Below are 17,479 nucleotides of genomic sequence, written 5' to 3'. Positions count from 1 at the left end.
AGGCTACTGGTCAGACCAGTGTACCTACCTGGAGGCCAGATGAAAGCCCGGATTCACGTGCTGGCGGCGGCGCTGCTGCTCGTGGTGTCGGGCTGCTCGGCTGGCTCGTCGGCGAGTGTTTCCGCTGGTCCGGATACGCTTTCCGTCGGCTTCACGGCGGAGCCGGCCAACTTCGACTTCACCAGGACCGACGGTGCCGCGATCCCGCAGGCGTTGCTCTACAACGTCTACGAAGGCCTGGTTAAGCTCGACTCGCAGGGCAAGGTCGTCCCGTTGCTCGCGAAGTCTTGGACCATCAGCCCGGACCGGAAGACCTACGACTTCCAGCTCCAGCCGGGCGTCGAGTTCAGCAACGGCGCGCCGTTCACCGCCGAGGACGTCAAGTTCTCGCTGCTGCGCGTGAAGACCGACTGGACGATCTCGATCAAGTCCACAATGGACGTCGTCGACCACGTCGACGTCGTGGCGCCGGACCACGCGCGGGTCGTGCTGTCGAAGCCGTCGAACGGCTGGCTGTTCAGCCTCACGAGCCGGCTCGGCGCGATGTTCAGCCCGGCCGGCGTCGCCGACCTGGCGAACAAGCCGATCGGCACCGGGCCGTACGTCGTGGCCGCCAGGAAGCGCGGCGACTCCGTCGTACTCAAGGCGAATCCCGCGTACTGGGGCCGGAAACCGGCGTATCGGACAGTTGTACTGAAGTACATCAAGGACCCGACCGCGCTGAACAACGCGCTGTACAGCAACGGCATCGACGTCATCTCCGCGATCACCGCGCCCGACTCGATCCCGCAGTTCCAGGCCGATGACCGGTTCCAGGTGGTGCAGGGCACGTCGAACAGCGAGGTCACGCTGGCGTTCAACAACAAGCGCGCGCCGCTGACCGACCCGCGCGTCCGCCAGGCGCTGACGTACGCGATCGACCGGAAGGCCTTGCTGGACACGGCGTGGGCCGGGCGCGGCACGTTGATCGGCAGCATGGTTCCGCCGACCGACCCCTGGTACGAGGACCTGGCGACCGTCTACCCGTTCGATCCCGGGAAGGCGAAGGCGCTGCTGAGCGAGGCGGGCGCGACGAACCTGAACCTGCGCCTGCGGATCCCGAACCTGCCGTACGCCGTGTCGGCCGCGCAGGTCGTCCAGTCGCAGCTGGCCGACGTCGGCGTCCGGACGACGATCGAGCCGCTCGACTTCCCGGCCGTCTGGCTGAAGCAGGTGTTCACCGACCACGACTACGACCTGTCGATCATCCAGCACGTCGAGGCGCGTGACATCACGACGTTCGGCAAGCCGACCTACTACTGGGGTTACGACAACAAGCGCGTCCAGCAGCTGCTCGCCGAAGCCGACAGCGGGACGCCGGAGCAGCAGGTCGCGGACATGAAACTCGTGGCCGAGCAGCTCAACACGGACGCCGCCGCGGACTGGCTCTTCCTGTTCCCCAACGTGATCGTGGCGAAGGCCAAGGTCGGCGGGTTCGCGGCAAACCAGGTCAGCGAGTCGTTCGACCTGACCGGGCTGGCGCCGCGATGACCGCCAAGGTGCTGCGCCGGGTGGCGATCTTCGTGGTCAGCGTGCTGGTCGCGTCGATCGTCGTGTTCCTCTTCATGGCCGTGCTGCCGGGTGATCCGGCGCAGGTCGCGCTCGGTGTCAACGCGACGCCGGAGCTGCTCGCCAAGACCCGCGCCGAGTTCGGCATCGACCGGCCGCTGGTCACGCAGTACTTCGACTGGATCTCCGGTGTGCTGCACGGGGACTTCGGCCGCTCGTACGTCACGCGCGACACCATCGGCCCGCAGCTGCTCGACCGCCTCGGCGTCACGCTCTGGCTGGTCGGCGCCGGGATGCTGGTGGCGCTGGTGATCGCCATCCCCGCCGGGACGTTCGCCGCGGTGAAGCACCGGAAGGCTTCTGGTGCGGGCGTTTCCGGGCTGTCGCAGATCGGCGTCGCGATCCCCGCGTTCCTCGCCGGGATCATCCTGGTGCAGATCTTCGCGGTGCAGCTGCGCTGGCTGCCGTCGGGCGGCTGGACCCCGCCGGACCAGGACTTCGGGGAGTTCTTCCGCGGCCTGGTCCTCCCGGCGTTGTCCCTCGGCCTGGTGCAGGGTGCGGTGCTCACGCGCTATGTGCGCACGGCCGTGCTCGACACGCTCGGCCAGGACTACCTGCGCACCGCGCGTTCGAAAGGCCTTCGTCCAGGACAAGCTTTGGTACGGCACGGCTTGCGCAACGCGTCCGTCCCGGTCGTCACGGTGCTCGGGCTGCAGCTCGCGACGCTGCTGATCGGCGCGGTGGTCGTCGAGCGCGTGTTCGTGCTGCCGGGGCTGGGGTCGATGCTGCTGGACGCCGTCGCGTCGCGTGACCTGCTGACCGTGCAGGGGATCGTGCTCGTCCTGGTGGTCGGCGTGCTGCTGGTCAACTTCGTCGTCGACGTCCTCTACACCGTGCTCGACCCGCGATTGCGAGGTTCGTGATGCGCAATCTCGTGATCGGCGGAGTTCTCGTCGGCTTGGTCGTGCTGGCCGCCGTGCTGTCGTTCTTCTGGACGCCGTTCGACCCGGTGAAGGTCGACGCGGCCCACCGGCTCCTGGGCTTCGGGGGAGAGAACCTCTTCGGCACCGACAAGTTCGGGCGTGACCTGCTGAGCCAGCTCATGGTCGGCGCGCGGACCACGCTGTACGTCGGCGTGGTCGCGGTCGGCATCGCCGCCGTGATCGGGACGCCGCTCGGGATCCTCGCCGGGATGTCACCGAGGTGGCTCGGCGAGTTCGTCATGCGGGTCAACGACCTGGTGCTCGCGTTTCCCGCGCTGCTGCTGGCGATCATGTTCGGTGCGGTGTTCGGCGCGGACACGCTCACCGCGATGGTCGCGATCGGCATCGCCACGATCCCGTCGTTCGCGCGGATCGCCCGGTCCGGGACGCTGCAGGTGATGAGCACCGAGTTCGTGCTCGCCGCCCGCGCCGGCGGCCGGTCGCGGCTGACCATCGCCGTGCGGCACGTGCTGCCGAACATCTCCGGGCTGCTGATCGTGCAGGCGTCGGTGTCGTTCGCGATCGCCGTGCTGGCCGAGGCGGCGCTGTCGTTCCTCGGGTTCGGCACCCGGCCGCCGACGCCGTCGTGGGGCCGGATGCTGCAGGAATCCCAAGAACTGCTGACCGTGCAGCCGCGGCTGGCGCTGGTGCCGGGCATCGCGATCGCCGTCGCCGTCCTCGGGTTCAACCTCCTCGGTGACGGCCTGCGCGACCGCCTCGACCCCCGATTGGCGGCCCGCGTATGACTCTCTCGGTCACGGGGCTCAGCGTGAACGCGCTGGTCCGGGACGTCTCGTTCGACATCGGCGCGGGTGAGCGCGTCGGCCTGATCGGCGAGTCCGGCTCCGGGAAGTCGTTGACGGCGCTGGCGATCATGGGCCTGCTGCCCGACGAGCTGCGTGCGTCCGGCTCGGTGCGGCTGGGCGACCGCGAGCTGCTGGGAATGTCCGAAAAGGACCTTTCGCGGTTGCGCGGTGACGAGCTGGCGATGGTGTTCCAGGAGCCGATGACGGCGTTGAACCCGGCCATGCGCGTCGGCCGCCAGGTCACCGAGCCGGGCCGGATCCACGGCCGTCGCCGGTCCGCCGAAGAGCTGCTTTCTTCGGTGGGGTTGCCGGACACGGCTCGCGCGTACCCGCACCAGCTGTCCGGCGGCCAGCGGCAACGCGTCGTGCTGGCGATGGCGCTGGCCAACGAGCCGTCCCTGCTGATCTGCGACGAGCCGACGACCGCGCTCGACGTCACCGTGCAGGCCCAGATCCTCTCGCTCATCAAGACGTCACTTTCACGTGAAAGTGCCCTTCTGTTCATCACGCACGACCTCGCGGTGGTCGCGTCGGTGTGCGAGCGCGTGCTGGTGATGCTCGACGGCGAGATCGTCGAAGCGGGCTCGACGCGCGAAGTCCTGACGTCGCCGAAGCACGAGTACACGCGCAAGCTCCTGGACGCGTCGGACCTGGAGGCGCGCCGATGATCATCGAAGTCCGCGACCTCGAACGCCGGTACGCCCGCCGGGACGTGCACGCGCTGCGCGGCGTCACCTTCGACGTCGAGGCCGGCCAGCGGTTCGGCATCGTCGGCGAATCCGGTTCCGGGAAGTCCACGTTGGTCCGGCTGCTGGCCGCGCTCGACAAGCCGACCGCGGGCACGGTGTCGTTCCAGGGCCGGCGCATCGACGACCTCCCGGAACGCAAACTCGGCTTCCTGCGGTCCGAACTGCAGATCGTCTTCCAGGACCCGATGGGTTCGCTCGACCCGCGGATGCGTGTGCGGGACATCATTTCCGAGCCGCTCGGCCACCGCGATCCGGACCGGGTCGCTGAGTTGCTCACCGCCGTCGGCCTGCCCGCGGACGCCGCCGGGCGGTACCCGCACCAGTTCTCCGGCGGCCAGCGGCAGCGGATCTCGATCGCGCGTGCGCTCGCGCCGAACCCCAGCGTGCTCATCGCGGACGAGCCCGTCAGCGCCCTCGACGTCTCCGTGCGCGGCCAGATCCTCGACCTGCTCGCTTCGCTCGTCGAGCAGTTCGCGCTGACGCTGATCTTCGTGTCGCACGACCTCGGTGTCGTCCGGCACGTCTGCGACCGCGTCGCGGTGATGCGCCGCGGCGAGATCGTCGAACTCGGCGACGTCGAGCAGGTCTACGACGCGCCGCGGCACGAGTACACCCGGGAACTCCTGGCCGCCGCGCCGAACCTGCGCGCGGAACTGGCCCGGTTGAGGGGAGGCGACGATGCCTGAGTACCCCGACGGCCTGCCGATCGGTGCGGGCTGGGTGTCCACTGTGGACACCTCGGATGTCGTGTTCCCGTACGACGGGAGTGTCATCGGGACCGCACCCGTCGGCACGCCTGAGCTGGCGCTCCGGGCGGTCGACGAGGCCGTCGCCGTCGCGCGCGAAGTGGCTTCGCTGCCTTCGCGGACTCGTCGTTCTTTATTGAACGAAGTCGCCGCGGCCTTGGCCGAACGCCGCGAGGAGTTCGAGAACCTGCTCGTGCTGGAGACCGGCAAGCCCCTGGCCGACTGCCGCGTCGAGGTCGCGCGCACGATCGTCACTTGGGAAGCCGCCGCCGAAGAGGTGTCGCGGCTGCACGGCGAGACCGTCCCGCTGGACCTGCTGCCCTCGGGCGACGGGCTGGTCGGGTTCTGGAAGCGCAAGCCGATCGGTGTCGTCGTCGGCATCGCGGGCTTCAACTACCCGCTGCTGCTGGCGTCGCACAAGATCGCCCCCGCGATCGCCGCGGGCTGCCCGGTGATCATCAAGCCCGCGCCGCAGACGCCTCTCGCGACCCTGTGGCTGGTCCACCTCGTGCGTTCGATGGCCCCTTTCGCCGCCATGGTCCAGCTGGTCACCGGGGACGCGTCCGTGGGCGCCGCGCTGACGACCGATCGCCGGATCGGCGCGGTCTCGTTCACCGGCTCGGCCGCGGTCGGCCACCGCATCGCCCGCGACGCGGCGCCTACGAAGACGTTGCTGGAACTGGGTTCCAACGCGGCCTTGGTCGTCGCCGAAGACGCGGACCTCGACGCGGCCGCGGACGCCGTCCTGCGCGGTGGCTTCTACGCCTCTGGCCAGGCCTGCATCTCGGTGCAGCGCGTGCTGGTCGTCGCGTCGGTCGCCGAGGAGTTCACCGAACGGCTGCTGGCGCGGCTCGACGAGGTCGTCGTCGGCGATCCGCGCGACGAGAAGACCCGCGTCTCGGCCTTGATCGACCCCGCGTCCACCGACCGCGTCGCCGCGTGGATCGAGCAGTCCGGTGCCCGCCAGGTCGGCGGTGGCATCGAGGGCACCGTGCTGCGCCCGACGGTCCTGCTCGACGTCCCGGACGGCGTCGAAGCCTGGGACGAGGAGATCTTCGGCCCGGTCGTCTGCCTGCGCACGGTGTCCGATGTGGACGAAGCCTTCGCCGCGGTCAACGCCTCACGCTACGGCCTCCACGCCAGCGTCTACACCCGCTCCCTGCACACTGCTTTCCGGGCGTTGGACGAGCTGGACGTCGGCGGGGTCGTCGTCAACGAGGTGCCCGGGTTCCGCTCGGACACCATGCCGTACGGCGGTGTGAAGGACTCCGGCATCGGCCGCGAGGGCCCGCGCTTCGCCGTCGAAGAGCTGACCGTGACGAGGATGGCGGTGCTGCGACCGTGAACTACGAGAACCTGTTCCGGCTGGACGGACGTCGTGCCGTCGTGCTCGGCGGCGGCAGCGGGATCGGCCGCGAAGCCGCGCGAGCCCTGTCCGCGCACGGCGCCTCAGTGGTGGTGGCGGACCGCAACATCACCGCGGCCCGCGAAACCGGCGTCGGCGAGGCGTACGAGATCGACCTCCTGGAACCGGGTGCCGTCGACCGCGCGGCGTCCGACCTCGGGCCGCTCGACGTCGTCGTGCTGACCGCCGCGACCAACGTCCGCAAACGCTTGCTCGACTACACCCGTGACGAGTTCGACCGCGTCCTCGCGCTCAACCTCGGTGTGACGTTCGAGGTCGTCCGCGCGTTCGGCGCCGACATGGTCGCGCGCGAGCGGGGGAGCATCATCGGCTTCTCGTCGATCCGCGGCACGACCGTCGAGCCTGGTCAAGGCCCTTACGCGGCAACCAAAGCCGGGCTCGTCCAGCTGTTCCGGACGGCCGCCGCGGAGTTCGGGCCGGCCGGTGTCCGGGTCAACGCGATCGCCCCCGGCGTCGTCGAGACCCCGCTGACCGCGCAGATCAAGGCGAATCCGGAGTGGTACGACGCGTACGCGCGGAAGGGCGCGCTGGGCCGCTGGGCGCGTCCCGACGAGCTCGCCGGGGCCGTCGTGTACCTCGCTTCGGACGCGTCGACGTTCGTCACCGGCTCGGTGCTGGCGGTGGACGGTGGCTGGACCGCCGTCGACGGCCGCTTCGAACCGCCCGCTTCGTGAAGGAGGGCTCATGACCGAGCTGCCCGACCTGACCGCCGTCGAACTCGTCGCGCAGTACCGCGCGAAGACGCTCTCGCCGGTCGAGGTGACCGAAGCCGTCCTCGAACGCATCGAAGCGCGGGAGCCCGAGCTGCACGCGTTGTACGCGTACGACCCGTCGAGCGCGCGTGACGATGCGAAGGCGGCCGAAGCGCGGTGGCACGCGGGTGAACCGCTGGGCCCGATCGACGGCGTCCCGTTGACGCTCAAGGAAAACATCGCCACCCGCGGTACGCCGGTCCCGCTGGGCACCGCGGCGACCGCGCTCGTCCCGGCGGCCGAAGACGCCCCGGCGGCGGCGCGCGTCCGCGAGTCCGGCGGCGTCCTGCTGGCCAAGACGACCATGCCGGACTACGGGATGCTGACGTCCGGCCTGTCGAGTTTCCACACCACCGCGCGCAACCCGTGGCAGCCGTCGGCGTCGCCGGGCGGGTCGAGTGCGGGCGCCGGTGCCGCGGGCGCCGCCGGGTACGGCCCGCTGCACGTCGGCACCGACATCGGCGGCTCGATCCGGCTGCCCGCGGGCTGGTGCGGCCTGGTCGGGCTGAAGCCGAGCTTCGGCCGGGTGCCGGTCGACCCGCCGTTCCTCGGCCGCGTCGCCGGCCCGCTGACCCGCACGGTCGCCGACACGGCGTTGCTGATGAGCGTACTGTCCGCGCCCGACCCGCGTGACCACCTGAGCCTGCCGCCGGCCGACCTGCCGTGGTCGTCCCTCGACGGCACGCTCGACGGCCTGCGCGTCGGGCTGCAGCTCGAGTCCGGCCCCGGCCTCCCGGTGGACCCGGCCACCCGCGACGCCGTCGCCGCGGCGGCCCGGGCCTTCGAGGCCGCGGGCGCGACCGTCGAGCCGGTCGCGCCGTTCCTGGACCGGAGCATGCTCGACGGCCTGGACGTCTTCTGGCGCACCCGCGCCTGGTCGGACATGTCCGGGCTGCCGCTCGACCGGCGCGCGAAGGTGCTGCCGTACATCGCGGAGTGGGCGGCGGGCGGCGCGGACCTGTCCGGAGTGGACGTCTACCGCGGGTTCGCCCAGATCGACGCGATCAGCGTCGCGACCCTCCGTGCGACCGAGCCGTTCGATGTGGTGCTCTCGCCGACCTGCCCGGTCGCGGCGCCGCCCGCGGAATGGGCGTCGCCGACGAACGACCCCGCCCGGCCGTTCGAGCACATCGGCTTCACCGTGCCCTACAACATGTCCGGCCAGCCCGCGGTGTCCCTGAACTGCGGCTACACCGACGACGGCCGGCCGATCGGCCTCCAGCTCAGCGGCCGCCGCTTCGACGACGTCGGCGTGCTGCGCGCCGCCGCGGCGTACGAGCGCCTCCGGCCACCGCAGCGGCCCTGGCCGGTGGGCTAGCGAACGAGGGAAGAAGATCCGGGCCCGCGGCGAAGTGGTGGTGAAGCTGTCGCCGACGGGAAGGATCCGCATGACAGAGGCAGCCCGATGACGGCGGCCCCGGTGCTCGGCACCGAGCTGTTCACCGAGGTGCACGACCGGCACTTCGCCGCCATCTACCGGTACGTCGCCGGCCGGCTCGGCGCCCAGGCCGCCGAGGACGTCGCCGCCGAGACGTTCCTCGTCGCCTTCGACCGGCGGGCGAAGGCGACGCCACCCGCGGCGACCTGCGGGCCTGGCTGTTCGGCATCGCGACGAACCTCGTCTCGCGGCACCGCCGCAAGGAGGCCCGGCACTACCGGGCGCTCTCGCGGCTCGAAACGCCCCGGCCCGCCGAGGGCCACGAAAACCGCGTCGCCTTGAGCGGGCAGCTGGCGAAAGCGTTGTCGCGGTTGTCCTCGGGTGAGCGTGACGTGCTGCTGCTCGTGGCCCTGGCCGACCTCGGCTACGCGGAAGTAGCTCAGGCGCTCGGCATCTCCCCGGGCACGGTCGGCTCCCGGCTGACGCGGGCCCGCAGGAAGCTCACCCCCGTTCTCGCCCAGGAGGCCCGTGATGAATGACCTGCAGACGCTGCGCGCGGCGCTGACCCCCGAAGAGCCCGCCCAGGACGTCGCCGACCGCAGCCGGCACCGGCTGCGGAACCACATGCTCACCGGCCGGCGCAAGCGCACCGGCCGCGTGGCGGTCGGGGCCGGCCTCGTCGCCGTCGCGGCCGCGGCCGCCGTCGTGGTGGCGACCGTGCCCGGAACCCCGGCCCCGACGCCGGCCCCGCAGGCCGCGGCGCCGGTCGCCGTCACCGGCCAGGAGGTCCTGCTCGCGGCGGCCACAGTCGCCGCGAAGGCCCCTGCGAACACCGGCACTTACTGGCACCTCAAGATCGCCGAGTCGGAGACCTACGAGTACTGGACCAAGGCCGACGGGCACGTGTGGTTCCGCGGCGCGAAGTCCGGGCACCGGGTTGTGCCGCTGACGATGCCGACGCCCTTCAGGCTGGGTGGTGCCGAGGTAACCATGGACCGGATCCAGGCCCTCCCCGCAGAACCGGCGGCCCTGCGGGACTGGATCGCGAACCTGGTGGCCCACAGCGACATCCGGACCAGCGCCGGACCGCTGACCGCGGATCAGCGGAAGCAGGCGGTGCTCGAAGGCCTGGTCTCGCTCGTGTCCACGCTGCCGGCGCCCCCGGCGGTCCGGGCCGCGTCGTTCCGGGCGATCGCCGCGTACCCCGGGGTGCGCGCGGTCGGCGCGGTGCCGGGTGGGCAGGGCTTGCAGGTGCCGGGACCGGGAGGCAGCGCACTGCTCGTCGTCGACCCGGCGACCGGCCGCGTGAACCAGACATCGATGTACGTGACCGCGGACGGCGCGGTGGCCCAGGCCGCCGAGGGCACCACCTTCGAGATCGGTTCCGGGTGGACGGACAACCTGCCGAAGTGAACTCCTCCGGTGGCCGGGCCATGGGGTAGCCCGGCCACCGGCGTCAGCTGTCCAAGACCGAGAGCCATCGGTTCAGATGCGGGCACTGTGCACGAAGCGGCTCGATGCCCAGATCCGCGATCGCCAGCGGCCCGTCATTCGTCTTCGAAAAAGTGGCGCAGTAGGCGGCCAACCGCTTGGACGGTGCGGTCGCCGGATGATCGTTTACCAGCTCCGGCCCACCCGCGTCGACCACGTCGGCCTCCAGCCGCGCTACCAGGCCGGGATCGGGGAGCAGCCAACCGAGCTGCTCGGCGGCCGCGAAGACCCAGGTTTCGAGTTCATGGAGGATCAGGTGCGGAACGAAGCGCCGGTCACCGACACATTCGGCAATGGCGTTCTCGACATGTTCGACCCGCTGGTAGGGATCCGCCGCGGGACGTGAATCCATGCCGGGGGCGTCCTCCGGGAAGGCGTAGAAATCGAACAGCGTGGTGAGTACGTCCAGATCGCTGTTCCGCAGGAGAAGGCGGATCTCGCGTTCGATCTTGGCCCAGCTGCTCACACCGCCGCGGTGGAGCGATCCACTCGCCGACCGTTTCGTGCGGATTCCTCGCGGCGGGGGCGTCCACCGAGGAGGTTCTTCTCCCACAGCTCACCCAGGGAATATTCGTCGAGCCATACCCGCAGCGCCGCCAGATCCGGTCTGGTGAACTCGGAAGCACCCGTTTTCCGCTCTACGACGATGAGGTCCTCGACCTCGAACTGGTTCATGAGGGTCACGGACTGCGTGGCGATCAACACCTGGCTCTTCGCCGAGGCCTGCCGGAGAAGCCCGGCGAGCTGGACGATCGCGAACGGGTGCAGGCCCAGTTCGGGTTCGTCTAGCACGACCAAAGCAGGCAGCTCCGGTTGGAGCAGCAAAGTCGCGAGGCAAACGAACCGAAGCGTGCCGTCGGACATCTGGTTGCCGGAAAAGACCGCATCCGAGTCCTGCTGCAGCCAGCGCAGCAGGATCCGGTCGTTGCTGTCGGGGACCAGGACGAAGTCCCGGAAGAACGGCGCGACGAGCTGGATCGTCTTGACTATCCGGCGGTAACCCGCTTGATCGGCGCGATCCGTGCTTTCCTTCAGGCGAAGCAGATAGGCCGCGAGGTTGCCTGCGTCCTTGCGCAAGGAAACGTTGTCGGCAGTCGGTACCAATCGCTTCACCGGAGCGTCGACGCTGGTGTCGTGGAAGTGGAAGACCTTGCAGCCCTTCAGCAGATCGATGACGTAGGACGCGATCCTGCCCGGCCTGCGCTCGGCCTCCTCCGTCAACCGTGTCTCCCGGTGTCCGGAGCCGAGGACGTCGGTATACGGCCGGTCGTAGCCCTCCGCCCAGAACGAGGTCTTTTCCTGCATGAAGATCAGTTCGTCGTTCGCCGCCGGCATCAGTGTGGCTTCGTACGAATTCGGATCGGCGTCCAGCTCGAGGCGGATGTTGGTCGGCTCGTCGCCGAGGTGGAGCAGGGCGGAGGCGCCGCCGTTCAGCCCGACGAACAAGCCCAGCTCGTTCTCGACGATCCGGCCGAGCAGCTCCAAGGCCTGGACGAAGTTGCTTTTCCCGGCACCGTTGGCGCCGACGAGGATGTTCAACTGCCCGAGGCCGACGGTCGCCGACCGGATCGAGGTGAAGCCCTCGATCCGGATCGCTTTCAGCGGCTGCCTGGCCATGACCTCACTCTACGGGCGACCACCGACATTTGCGTCAGGTCTTGACCGCCTCGGCCAGCGCGAGCACCCGCCGCGCGTTGTCGACGTGCAGGTTCTCGATCATCCGGCCGTCCACAGTGACCACGCCGCTGCCGGCCTTCTCGAACGCCTCGATGATCCGGCGCGACCGGTCGATCTCCTCTTCGGACGGCGCGAAGATCCGGTTGCACGGCTCGACCTGGCCGGGGTGGATGAGCGTTTTGCCGTCGAAGCCGTACTGGCGGCCCTGGACGCACTCCTCTTCGAACCCGGAAAGGTCCTTCACGTCGTTGTAGACGCCGTCGAGGATCACCTTGCCGGTCGCGCGCGCGGCCAGCAGGCACAGCGAAAGCCCGCCCAGCAGCGGGCCGCGGCCCGGGACGAACTCCGCGTGCAGCTCCTTGGCGAGGTCGTTCGTGCCCATGACCAGCACGGTCAGCCGCTCGGACGCCGCCGCGATCTCCTCGGCGTGCAGCATCGCGACCGGCGTCTCGACCATCGCCCAGATCTTCGTGTGGTCCGGGGCGCCGCCCAGCTCCAGCGCGCGCTCGATGTTGTGCACCTCGGCCGCCGAGTTCACCTTCGGCACGACCACCGCGGCCGGGCCGGCCGACGCGGCCGCGCGCAGGTCGGCGTCGTGCCACTCGGTGTCGAGGCCGTTGACGCGGATCGTCACCTCGCGGTCGCCGTAGCCGCCCGAAGACGCGGCCGCGCAGACGCGTTCGCGGGCGGCCTCCTTGGCGTCCGGCGCGACGGCGTCCTCGAGGTCGAGGATCAGCGCGTCGGCCGGGATGGTCTTGGCCTTCTCCAGCGCGCGCTCGTTGGCGCCGGGCATGTAGAGAACAGAGCGTCTCGGCTTCAGCTCGGTCATCCGAGGATCTCCTTGGTGGCGGCGTCGTAGGCGCTCGCGAGCTCGGGGTCGTCCGCCGCGAGGGCGTCGGCCAGTTCGGCGACCACGCGGCACTGCTTCACCGACGCGTCGTCCTGCATCTTCCCGTCGATCATCACCGCGCCGGTGCCGTCGCCCATCTCGGCGATCACCTTGCGCGCCCAGGCCACATCGGACGGCGAAGGCGAGAACACCTTCTTCGCGATGTCGATCTGCACGGGGTGCAGGCTCCACGCGCCGACGCAGCCGAGCAGGAACGCGTTCCGGAACTGGTCCTCGCACGCGACGACGTCGCGGATGTCCCCGAACGGCCCGTAGTACGGCAGGATCCCGTGCATCGCGCAGGCGTCGACCATCCGCGCCACCGTGTAGTGCCAGAGGTCCTGCTGGTAGGTCGTCCGGCCTTCGGTCAGGTCGTCGCCGGCCGGGTCGGTGCGCACCAGGTAGCCGGGGTGGCCGCCGCCGACGCGGGTGGTCTTCATCCGGCGGCTCGCGGCCAGGTCGGCCGGGCCGAGCGAGATGCCCTGCATCCGCGGGCTCGCGCCGGCGATCTCCTCCACATTGGCCACGCCGCTCGCCGTCTCGAGGATCGCGTGCACCAGCAACGGCTTCGTCAGGCCGGCGCGCGCTTCGAGCTGGGCCAGCAGCCGGTCGACGTAGTGGATGTCCTGCGCGCCCTCGACCTTCGGCACCATGATCACGTCGAGCTTGTCGCCGATCTCGGTGACGAGCGTCACCAGGTCGTCGAGCACCCACGGCGAGTCCAGGCTGTTGACCCGGGTCCACAGCTGCGTCTTCCCGAAGTCGTTCGCCTTGGCGATGGCGACGAGCCCGGCGCGCGCGGCCTCCTTGCGGTCGGCGCGCACGGCGTCCTCGAGGTTTCCCAGCAGGACATCAACCTTTTTCGCGATGTCCGGCGCCTTGGCCGCCATCTTCTCGTTGCTCGGGTCGAAGAAGTGGATCATCCGGGACGGCGTCACCGGGATCTCCCGCACGGGGGCGGGCGCGCCCAGGGCGAGCGGGGCGAAGAAGTCCTTCGGGGAGCGCATCGGTCCTCCACGGCGACGACTAAGTGACTGGTCGGTAACTTTAGTCGCGGGGGCGCTTGAGCGCTGCGGTGCAGCTCACCGCCATGTGGGTGACGGCGGGCAACCGCAGCTCAGCGGCCTGCGTCCACTGTGGATTCTTCCCGGGTTGCGCCGAACGGGCTAGTCGGACCGGGGTGATCCACAAGTCCGGATTCGCGCCCTGGGTAATCGTTCGCGGGCGGACCGTAGTGCCACTCACCCCGCGATCACTCGGTTGGCCGCACCGTTCGACCGAAGTCCCATGACCGCCTACCGACCGGTCATCGACCGCTGGCCGCCGCCGATCGCAGCCACTCGCGCTACCCGGCGACGTCGCGCCGCCGCGCTGTTAGACAAGTGAGGTGCCGGTTTTCCCCGGTCACGAAGCAGTGCAGGTTTGAAGGAGGCGGACTCGTGGCGGCTACACCTCAGAACACCGAGCGCTCGACGGTCGCCGGTGGCGCGAAGCGCAGCCGGTCGATGCCGAGCCGAGTGGTGCCGCCGATCGAGCTCCCCGCGAGCGTCGACGAACTCGCCCGCACCGCCGCCGCCCAGCTGGGCTGGAACGGCGTCGTCCTCCCCGAGATCACGATCCTGGGCCGCAAGGTCTGCGTCGTGGCCAAGCTTCGCACCGACGTGCACGCCGAGCGCATCGCGATGGGTGTCGGCCCGGTGGCCGATCGGGCCACTGTCGACACCTGGACCTGGCCGGAGCTGGCCGGAACCGCCCCCGCCCCGGCCGCCGAGATCATCGGCGTCCTGGCCGTCGCGCGCCACTGGCGCACCGCGATGGCCTCCGCGGTTCCGTTCGCCCGCTACGGCGAGGCCGCGATGGTGCTGCCGTCGCCGGCCGTGCTGACCGAGGACTACGTCGGCAACTGCCTGCCGCGGGCCCGCGCGTACGGCCTCGCGATCGTCTCGGCCGACCCGAACGCGGTCGTCGACCTCGACCTCGAGGGCCGCACCGAGCGCGTCGTGCTGGCGGAAGACCCGGTTTCCCGCCTGGTGAACGAGGTCGTCTACGACCACCTGCTGCGCACCGCCGAAATGCCTGCCGAGCTCGACTGACGGCCTTGATCGATCCCCACTAGGGTCGGTGGCATGCGAGTCGTCATTGCTGGTGGACACGGTCAGATCGCGTTGCGGCTCGAGCGGCTGCTCGCCGCGCGCGGTGACGAAGGGGTCGGGATCATCCGGAATCCCGCCCACACGGCGGACCTCGAAGCCGCCGGCGCCGAAGCCGTCGTGCTCGACCTGGAGAGTTCCGATGTGGACACCGTTGCCGAGGTGCTGAAGGGCGCCGACGCCGCGGTATTCGCAGCGGGCGCCGGGCCGGGCAGCGGATCCGCGCGCAAGGACACTGTGGACCGCGGCGCTGCGGCCCTGTTCGCCGACGCGGCCGTGCAGGCCGGCGTGCGGCGCCACATCCAGGTCGGCTCCATGGGTGCGGACAACCCGGAGAACCCCGACGTCACCGAGGACTTCCGCGTCTACCTGCGTGCCAAGCGCGCGGCCGAGGACGACCTCAAGGCCCGCGACCTCGACTGGACGATCCTCCGGCCCGGCGCGCTGACCGACGACCCCGGCACCGGCCAGGTCCTGCTGGCCGACAAGACCGGCCGCGGCCCGATCCCGCGTGACGACGTCGCCGCGATGCTCGTCGCGCTCCTCGAAGCCCCGGCGACCGCGCGTCGCACCCTGGAACTGATTTCGGGCGAGACCGCGATCGACAAGGCGATTTCAGCACTGTGAACGAAGAATCCAGAGAAATCGCCGTCTTCAGCGGCAGCGCGCACCCCGAACTGGCCGAAGAGATCTGCGAGCAGCTCGGCGTGCCGCTGCGGCCCGTCGAGATCGAGCGCTTCGCGAACGACTGCCTCGGCGTCCAGCTGCAGGCGAACTGCCGCGAGAGGGACGTCTTCATCATCCAGCCGCTGGTGAAGCCGGTGCAGGAACACCTCGTCGAGCTGCTGCTGATGCTCGACGCGGCCCGCGGCGCCTCGGCGTCCCGGATCACCGCGGTGATGCCGCACTACTCGTACGCGCGCTCGGACAAGAAGGACGCGCCGCGCATCTCCATCGGCGGCCGCCTGGTCGCCGACCTGCTGGTGACGGCCGGCGCGAGCCGCGTGCTCGCGATGACGCTGCACTCGCCGCAGGTGCACGGCTTCTTCAGCGTCCCGGTCGACCACCTGCACGCGCTGCAGGAGCTGGCCAAGCACTTCCGGCAGTACGACCTCTCGCGCACCACCGTCGTCTCGCCCGACCTGGGCAACGCGAAGGAGGCGTCGCACTTCGCGCGGCTCCTCGGCGTCCAGGTCGCGGCCGGTGCGAAGGAACGCTTCCCCGACGACCGCGTCCAGATCACCTCGGTGATCGGCGAGATCACCGGCCGCGACGTGATCGTGCTCGACGACGAGATCGCCAAGGGCAGCACGGTCCTCGAACTGCTCGACCGGCTGGCCGAGCTGGAGCCGCGGTCGATCCGGGTCGCCTGCACGCACGGCCTGTTCGCGGCGAAGGCCATCGAGCGCATCGGCGACCGGCCGGAGGTGCTGGAGATCGTCTGCACCAACACCGTCCCGGTCCCCGAAGAGGAACGCACCGAGAAGCTGAAGATCCTCTCGATCGCCCCGGCGATGGCCGAAGCGATCCGCCGGATCCACAACGGCGAATCGGTCTCGGCGCTCTTCTAACCGACGGGCCCGAGCACCCGGTCCAGGTATGTGTTGGTGAAGACGCCGCTCGGGTCGGTTTCCTTGCGCACGCGCAGGAAGTCGTCGAAGTGCGGGTAGCGCGAGCGGAGGACGCCGGCGTCGAGGTCGTGCATCTTGCCCCAGTGCGGGCGGCCGCCGACCGCGCCGGCGATCTTTTCGAACGCGCTGAAGTACTCGCGGTACGGCATGCCGGTGAACTGGTGGATCGCGATGTAGGCCGAGTCGCGGCCCTGCGCGGTCGAGAGCCAGATGTCGTCGGCGGCCGCGACGCGGACCTCGACCGGGAACATCACCGGGTCCTTCAGCTTGGGCACCAGGGCGCGCAGCTCGGTGAGGACGTCGTGCAGTGATTCACGTGGAACCGCGTACTCGGTCTCGGTGAACCGGACGTTCCGGGCGGTGACGAAGACGCGGTGGGAGAGGTCGCTGTACTCGCGCGCCGAGAGCATGTTCGACGCGAAGCTGTTGAGCGACGGCACGAGCCGCGGCATCAGCCGGCCCGTCCGGCAGAGGCCGCCGAACGCGACGTTCTCCATGACCTGGTAGTCGACGAACTCGCGGATCTTGCTCAACGGCTCCGCCGTCTCGCACCGGTTGTTGCGCTTGACCAGCGCGCTCTTGCCGTAGGGGAACCAGTAGAACTCGAAGTGCTCGTTGTTCGCGGCGGAGTCGTCGAAGCCTTCGAGGACCTGCTCCAGCGGCTCCGGCCGTTCCTGCGCGCGCAGGACGAACGACGGCTCGCACTGCAGGGTCACGGTGGTGATCACGCCGAGCGCGCCGAGGCCGACGCGGGCCGCGGCGAAGAGGTCGGGGCGCTCGCCGGCCGAGCAGGTGATGACCGAGCCGTCCGCCAGGACCAGTTCGAGGGCGACGATCTGGGTGGCGATGCCGCCGAGACGGGCGCCGGTGCCGTGCGTGCCGGTGGAGATCGCGCCGGCGATGGTCTGCGCGTCGATGTCGCCGAGGTTGGTCATGGCCAGCCCGAGCGTGTCGAGCGCGGCGTTGAGCTGCTTGATCGTGGTGCCCGCGCGGACGGTGACGTGGCCGGTTTCGAGGTCGGCGCGCTCGATGCCGGTCCAGCCGCGCAGGTCGAGCGCGTCGGAGTCGGCGACGGCGATCGCGGTGAACGAGTGGCCGCTGCCCCAGGCGCGCACGGTCCGGCCGGCCGCGGCGATGCTCGCGACGGTCGCCGCGATCTCCGCGGCGCTCCGTGGCTGGTGAACGTGCTGTGGTGAGGCGGACGCCGTGCCCGCCCAGTTGGTCCACCGGGTCATGTGCGCCCCCTCCATCGG

General features: G+C 70.3%; 19 protein-coding genes. 14 read left to right on the top strand and 5 right to left on the bottom strand.

All coding sequences use genetic code 11. The features are described 5' to 3' along the window. The first annotated feature begins 39 nt into the window (after positions 1 to 39). The 11 genes from ACLJQZ_RS07615 to ACLJQZ_RS07565 all read left to right on the top strand — a co-directional run bounded on the left by ACLJQZ_RS07615 (position 40) and on the right by ACLJQZ_RS07565 (position 9,801). Positions 40 to 1,530, top strand: a complete 1,491-nt coding sequence (locus ACLJQZ_RS07615) for an ABC transporter substrate-binding protein (RefSeq protein ID WP_410619349.1) — start codon at positions 40 to 42, stop codon at positions 1,528 to 1,530. Continuing rightward, positions 1,527 to 2,471: an ABC transporter permease gene (locus ACLJQZ_RS07610; protein WP_410619348.1), complete on the top strand. Its 945-nt coding sequence runs from the start codon at positions 1,527 to 1,529 to the stop codon at positions 2,469 to 2,471. The genes ACLJQZ_RS07615 and ACLJQZ_RS07610 overlap by 4 nt, the downstream gene beginning before the upstream one ends. After that, the gene (locus tag ACLJQZ_RS07605; RefSeq protein ID WP_326945481.1) at positions 2,471 to 3,277 is read left to right on the top strand and encodes an ABC transporter permease; all 807 of its coding nucleotides are present in this window, start codon (positions 2,471 to 2,473) and stop codon (positions 3,275 to 3,277) included. Before ACLJQZ_RS07610 ends, ACLJQZ_RS07605 begins: the two co-directional genes overlap by 1 nt. Continuing rightward, positions 3,274 to 4,005 carry an ATP-binding cassette domain-containing protein gene (locus tag ACLJQZ_RS07600; RefSeq protein ID WP_410619347.1) on the top strand — a complete coding sequence of 244 codons (732 nt, stop codon included), beginning with the start codon at positions 3,274 to 3,276 and terminating at the stop codon, positions 4,003 to 4,005. Before ACLJQZ_RS07605 ends, ACLJQZ_RS07600 begins: the two co-directional genes overlap by 4 nt. Continuing rightward, the gene (locus ACLJQZ_RS07595) at positions 4,002 to 4,772 is read left to right on the top strand and encodes an ABC transporter ATP-binding protein (RefSeq protein ID WP_410619346.1); all 771 of its coding nucleotides are present in this window, start codon (positions 4,002 to 4,004) and stop codon (positions 4,770 to 4,772) included. The genes ACLJQZ_RS07600 and ACLJQZ_RS07595 overlap by 4 nt, the downstream gene beginning before the upstream one ends. Next, on the top strand, positions 4,765 to 6,177 hold the full coding sequence (locus tag ACLJQZ_RS07590; protein ID WP_410619345.1) for an aldehyde dehydrogenase family protein: 1,413 nt from the start codon (positions 4,765 to 4,767) through the stop codon (positions 6,175 to 6,177). Before ACLJQZ_RS07595 ends, ACLJQZ_RS07590 begins: the two co-directional genes overlap by 8 nt. Beyond that, positions 6,174 to 6,932, top strand: coding sequence for an SDR family NAD(P)-dependent oxidoreductase (locus tag ACLJQZ_RS07585; RefSeq protein WP_410619344.1), 759 nt, complete (start codon positions 6,174 to 6,176; stop codon positions 6,930 to 6,932). The genes ACLJQZ_RS07590 and ACLJQZ_RS07585 overlap by 4 nt, the downstream gene beginning before the upstream one ends. Before the next feature lie 10 nt (positions 6,933 to 6,942). Beyond that, on the top strand, positions 6,943 to 8,328 hold the full coding sequence (locus ACLJQZ_RS07580) for an amidase (RefSeq protein ID WP_410619343.1): 1,386 nt from the start codon (positions 6,943 to 6,945) through the stop codon (positions 8,326 to 8,328). 87 nt (positions 8,329 to 8,415) lie between these two features. Further along, positions 8,416 to 8,730, top strand: coding sequence for an RNA polymerase sigma factor (locus ACLJQZ_RS07575; protein WP_410619342.1), 315 nt, complete (start codon positions 8,416 to 8,418; stop codon positions 8,728 to 8,730). Further along, positions 8,616 to 8,927: an RNA polymerase sigma factor gene (locus ACLJQZ_RS07570; RefSeq protein WP_410619560.1), complete on the top strand. Its 312-nt coding sequence runs from the start codon at positions 8,616 to 8,618 to the stop codon at positions 8,925 to 8,927. Before ACLJQZ_RS07575 ends, ACLJQZ_RS07570 begins: the two co-directional genes overlap by 115 nt. Next, entirely contained in the window at positions 8,920 to 9,801 is an 882-nt protein-coding gene (locus tag ACLJQZ_RS07565; protein WP_410619341.1) for a CU044_5270 family protein, read from the top strand. Before ACLJQZ_RS07570 ends, ACLJQZ_RS07565 begins: the two co-directional genes overlap by 8 nt. A gap of 43 nt (positions 9,802 to 9,844) precedes the next feature. Here the strand turns inward: ACLJQZ_RS07565 and ACLJQZ_RS07560 are convergent, their stop codons facing one another. The 4 genes from ACLJQZ_RS07560 to ACLJQZ_RS07545 are packed head-to-tail and all read right to left on the bottom strand — an operon-like array spanning position 9,845 to position 13,452. Continuing rightward, a complete protein-coding gene (locus ACLJQZ_RS07560) occupies positions 9,845 to 10,345 on the bottom strand; it encodes a DUF4276 family protein (protein ID WP_410619340.1) in 501 nt (166 codons plus the stop codon). Beyond that, the gene (locus tag ACLJQZ_RS07555; protein ID WP_410619339.1) at positions 10,342 to 11,496 is read right to left on the bottom strand and encodes an AAA family ATPase; all 1,155 of its coding nucleotides are present in this window, start codon (positions 11,494 to 11,496) and stop codon (positions 10,342 to 10,344) included. The genes ACLJQZ_RS07560 and ACLJQZ_RS07555 overlap by 4 nt, the downstream gene beginning before the upstream one ends. 34 nt (positions 11,497 to 11,530) lie before the next feature. Next, the gene (locus ACLJQZ_RS07550) at positions 11,531 to 12,385 is read right to left on the bottom strand and encodes an HpcH/HpaI aldolase/citrate lyase family protein (protein ID WP_410619338.1); all 855 of its coding nucleotides are present in this window, start codon (positions 12,383 to 12,385) and stop codon (positions 11,531 to 11,533) included. Continuing rightward, on the bottom strand, positions 12,382 to 13,452 hold the full coding sequence (locus ACLJQZ_RS07545) for an HpcH/HpaI aldolase/citrate lyase family protein (protein WP_410619337.1): 1,071 nt from the start codon (positions 13,450 to 13,452) through the stop codon (positions 12,382 to 12,384). Before ACLJQZ_RS07545 ends, ACLJQZ_RS07550 begins: the two co-directional genes overlap by 4 nt. Before the next feature lie 432 nt (positions 13,453 to 13,884). On the opposite strand from ACLJQZ_RS07545, the gene ACLJQZ_RS07540 reads away from it, so the two are divergent. Genes ACLJQZ_RS07540 through ACLJQZ_RS07530 form a run of 3 tightly spaced genes read left to right on the top strand, consistent with a single transcriptional unit; the run spans position 13,885 to position 16,166 of the window. Continuing rightward, positions 13,885 to 14,538: a hypothetical protein gene (locus ACLJQZ_RS07540; RefSeq protein ID WP_410619336.1), complete on the top strand. Its 654-nt coding sequence runs from the start codon at positions 13,885 to 13,887 to the stop codon at positions 14,536 to 14,538. 33 nt (positions 14,539 to 14,571) lie between these two features. Further along, on the top strand, positions 14,572 to 15,222 hold the full coding sequence (locus tag ACLJQZ_RS07535; protein WP_410619335.1) for an SDR family oxidoreductase: 651 nt from the start codon (positions 14,572 to 14,574) through the stop codon (positions 15,220 to 15,222). After that, entirely contained in the window at positions 15,219 to 16,166 is a 948-nt protein-coding gene (locus ACLJQZ_RS07530) for a ribose-phosphate diphosphokinase (protein ID WP_410619334.1), read from the top strand. Before ACLJQZ_RS07535 ends, ACLJQZ_RS07530 begins: the two co-directional genes overlap by 4 nt. Here the strand turns inward: ACLJQZ_RS07530 and ACLJQZ_RS07525 are convergent. Further along, on the bottom strand, positions 16,163 to 17,461 hold the full coding sequence (locus ACLJQZ_RS07525; RefSeq protein WP_410619333.1) for a D-arabinono-1,4-lactone oxidase: 1,299 nt from the start codon (positions 17,459 to 17,461) through the stop codon (positions 16,163 to 16,165). The two genes, ACLJQZ_RS07530 and ACLJQZ_RS07525, sit on opposite strands and share 4 nt — an antisense overlap. Positions 17,462 to 17,479 lie beyond the last annotated feature (18 nt).

This window comes from Amycolatopsis sp. cmx-8-4, assembly GCF_046548675.1.
In the GTDB taxonomy this organism is placed as follows: domain Bacteria; phylum Actinomycetota; class Actinomycetes; order Mycobacteriales; family Pseudonocardiaceae; genus Amycolatopsis.
This window is presented reverse-complemented; position numbering and strand designations above follow the sequence as displayed.

Coding starts and splice junctions, on each gene's coding strand:
- ACLJQZ_RS07615 (WP_410619349.1), top strand. CDS start 40: ATGAAAGCCCGGATTCACGTGCTGGCGGCGGCGCTGCTGCTCGTGGTG.
- ACLJQZ_RS07610 (WP_410619348.1), top strand. CDS start 1,527: ATGACCGCCAAGGTGCTGCGCCGGGTGGCGATCTTCGTGGTCAGCGTG.
- ACLJQZ_RS07605 (WP_326945481.1), top strand. CDS start 2,471: ATGCGCAATCTCGTGATCGGCGGAGTTCTCGTCGGCTTGGTCGTGCTG.
- ACLJQZ_RS07600 (WP_410619347.1), top strand. CDS start 3,274: ATGACTCTCTCGGTCACGGGGCTCAGCGTGAACGCGCTGGTCCGGGAC.
- ACLJQZ_RS07595 (WP_410619346.1), top strand. CDS start 4,002: ATGATCATCGAAGTCCGCGACCTCGAACGCCGGTACGCCCGCCGGGAC.
- ACLJQZ_RS07590 (WP_410619345.1), top strand. CDS start 4,765: ATGCCTGAGTACCCCGACGGCCTGCCGATCGGTGCGGGCTGGGTGTCC.
- ACLJQZ_RS07580 (WP_410619343.1), top strand. CDS start 6,943: ATGACCGAGCTGCCCGACCTGACCGCCGTCGAACTCGTCGCGCAGTAC.
- ACLJQZ_RS07575 (WP_410619342.1), top strand. CDS start 8,416: ATGACGGCGGCCCCGGTGCTCGGCACCGAGCTGTTCACCGAGGTGCAC.
- ACLJQZ_RS07565 (WP_410619341.1), top strand. CDS start 8,920: ATGAATGACCTGCAGACGCTGCGCGCGGCGCTGACCCCCGAAGAGCCC.
- ACLJQZ_RS07555 (WP_410619339.1), bottom strand. CDS start 11,496: ATGGCCAGGCAGCCGCTGAAAGCGATCCGGATCGAGGGCTTCACCTCG.
- ACLJQZ_RS07550 (WP_410619338.1), bottom strand. CDS start 12,385: ATGACCGAGCTGAAGCCGAGACGCTCTGTTCTCTACATGCCCGGCGCC.
- ACLJQZ_RS07545 (WP_410619337.1), bottom strand. CDS start 13,452: ATGCGCTCCCCGAAGGACTTCTTCGCCCCGCTCGCCCTGGGCGCGCCC.
- ACLJQZ_RS07535 (WP_410619335.1), top strand. CDS start 14,572: ATGCGAGTCGTCATTGCTGGTGGACACGGTCAGATCGCGTTGCGGCTC.
- ACLJQZ_RS07525 (WP_410619333.1), bottom strand. CDS start 17,461: ATGACCCGGTGGACCAACTGGGCGGGCACGGCGTCCGCCTCACCACAG.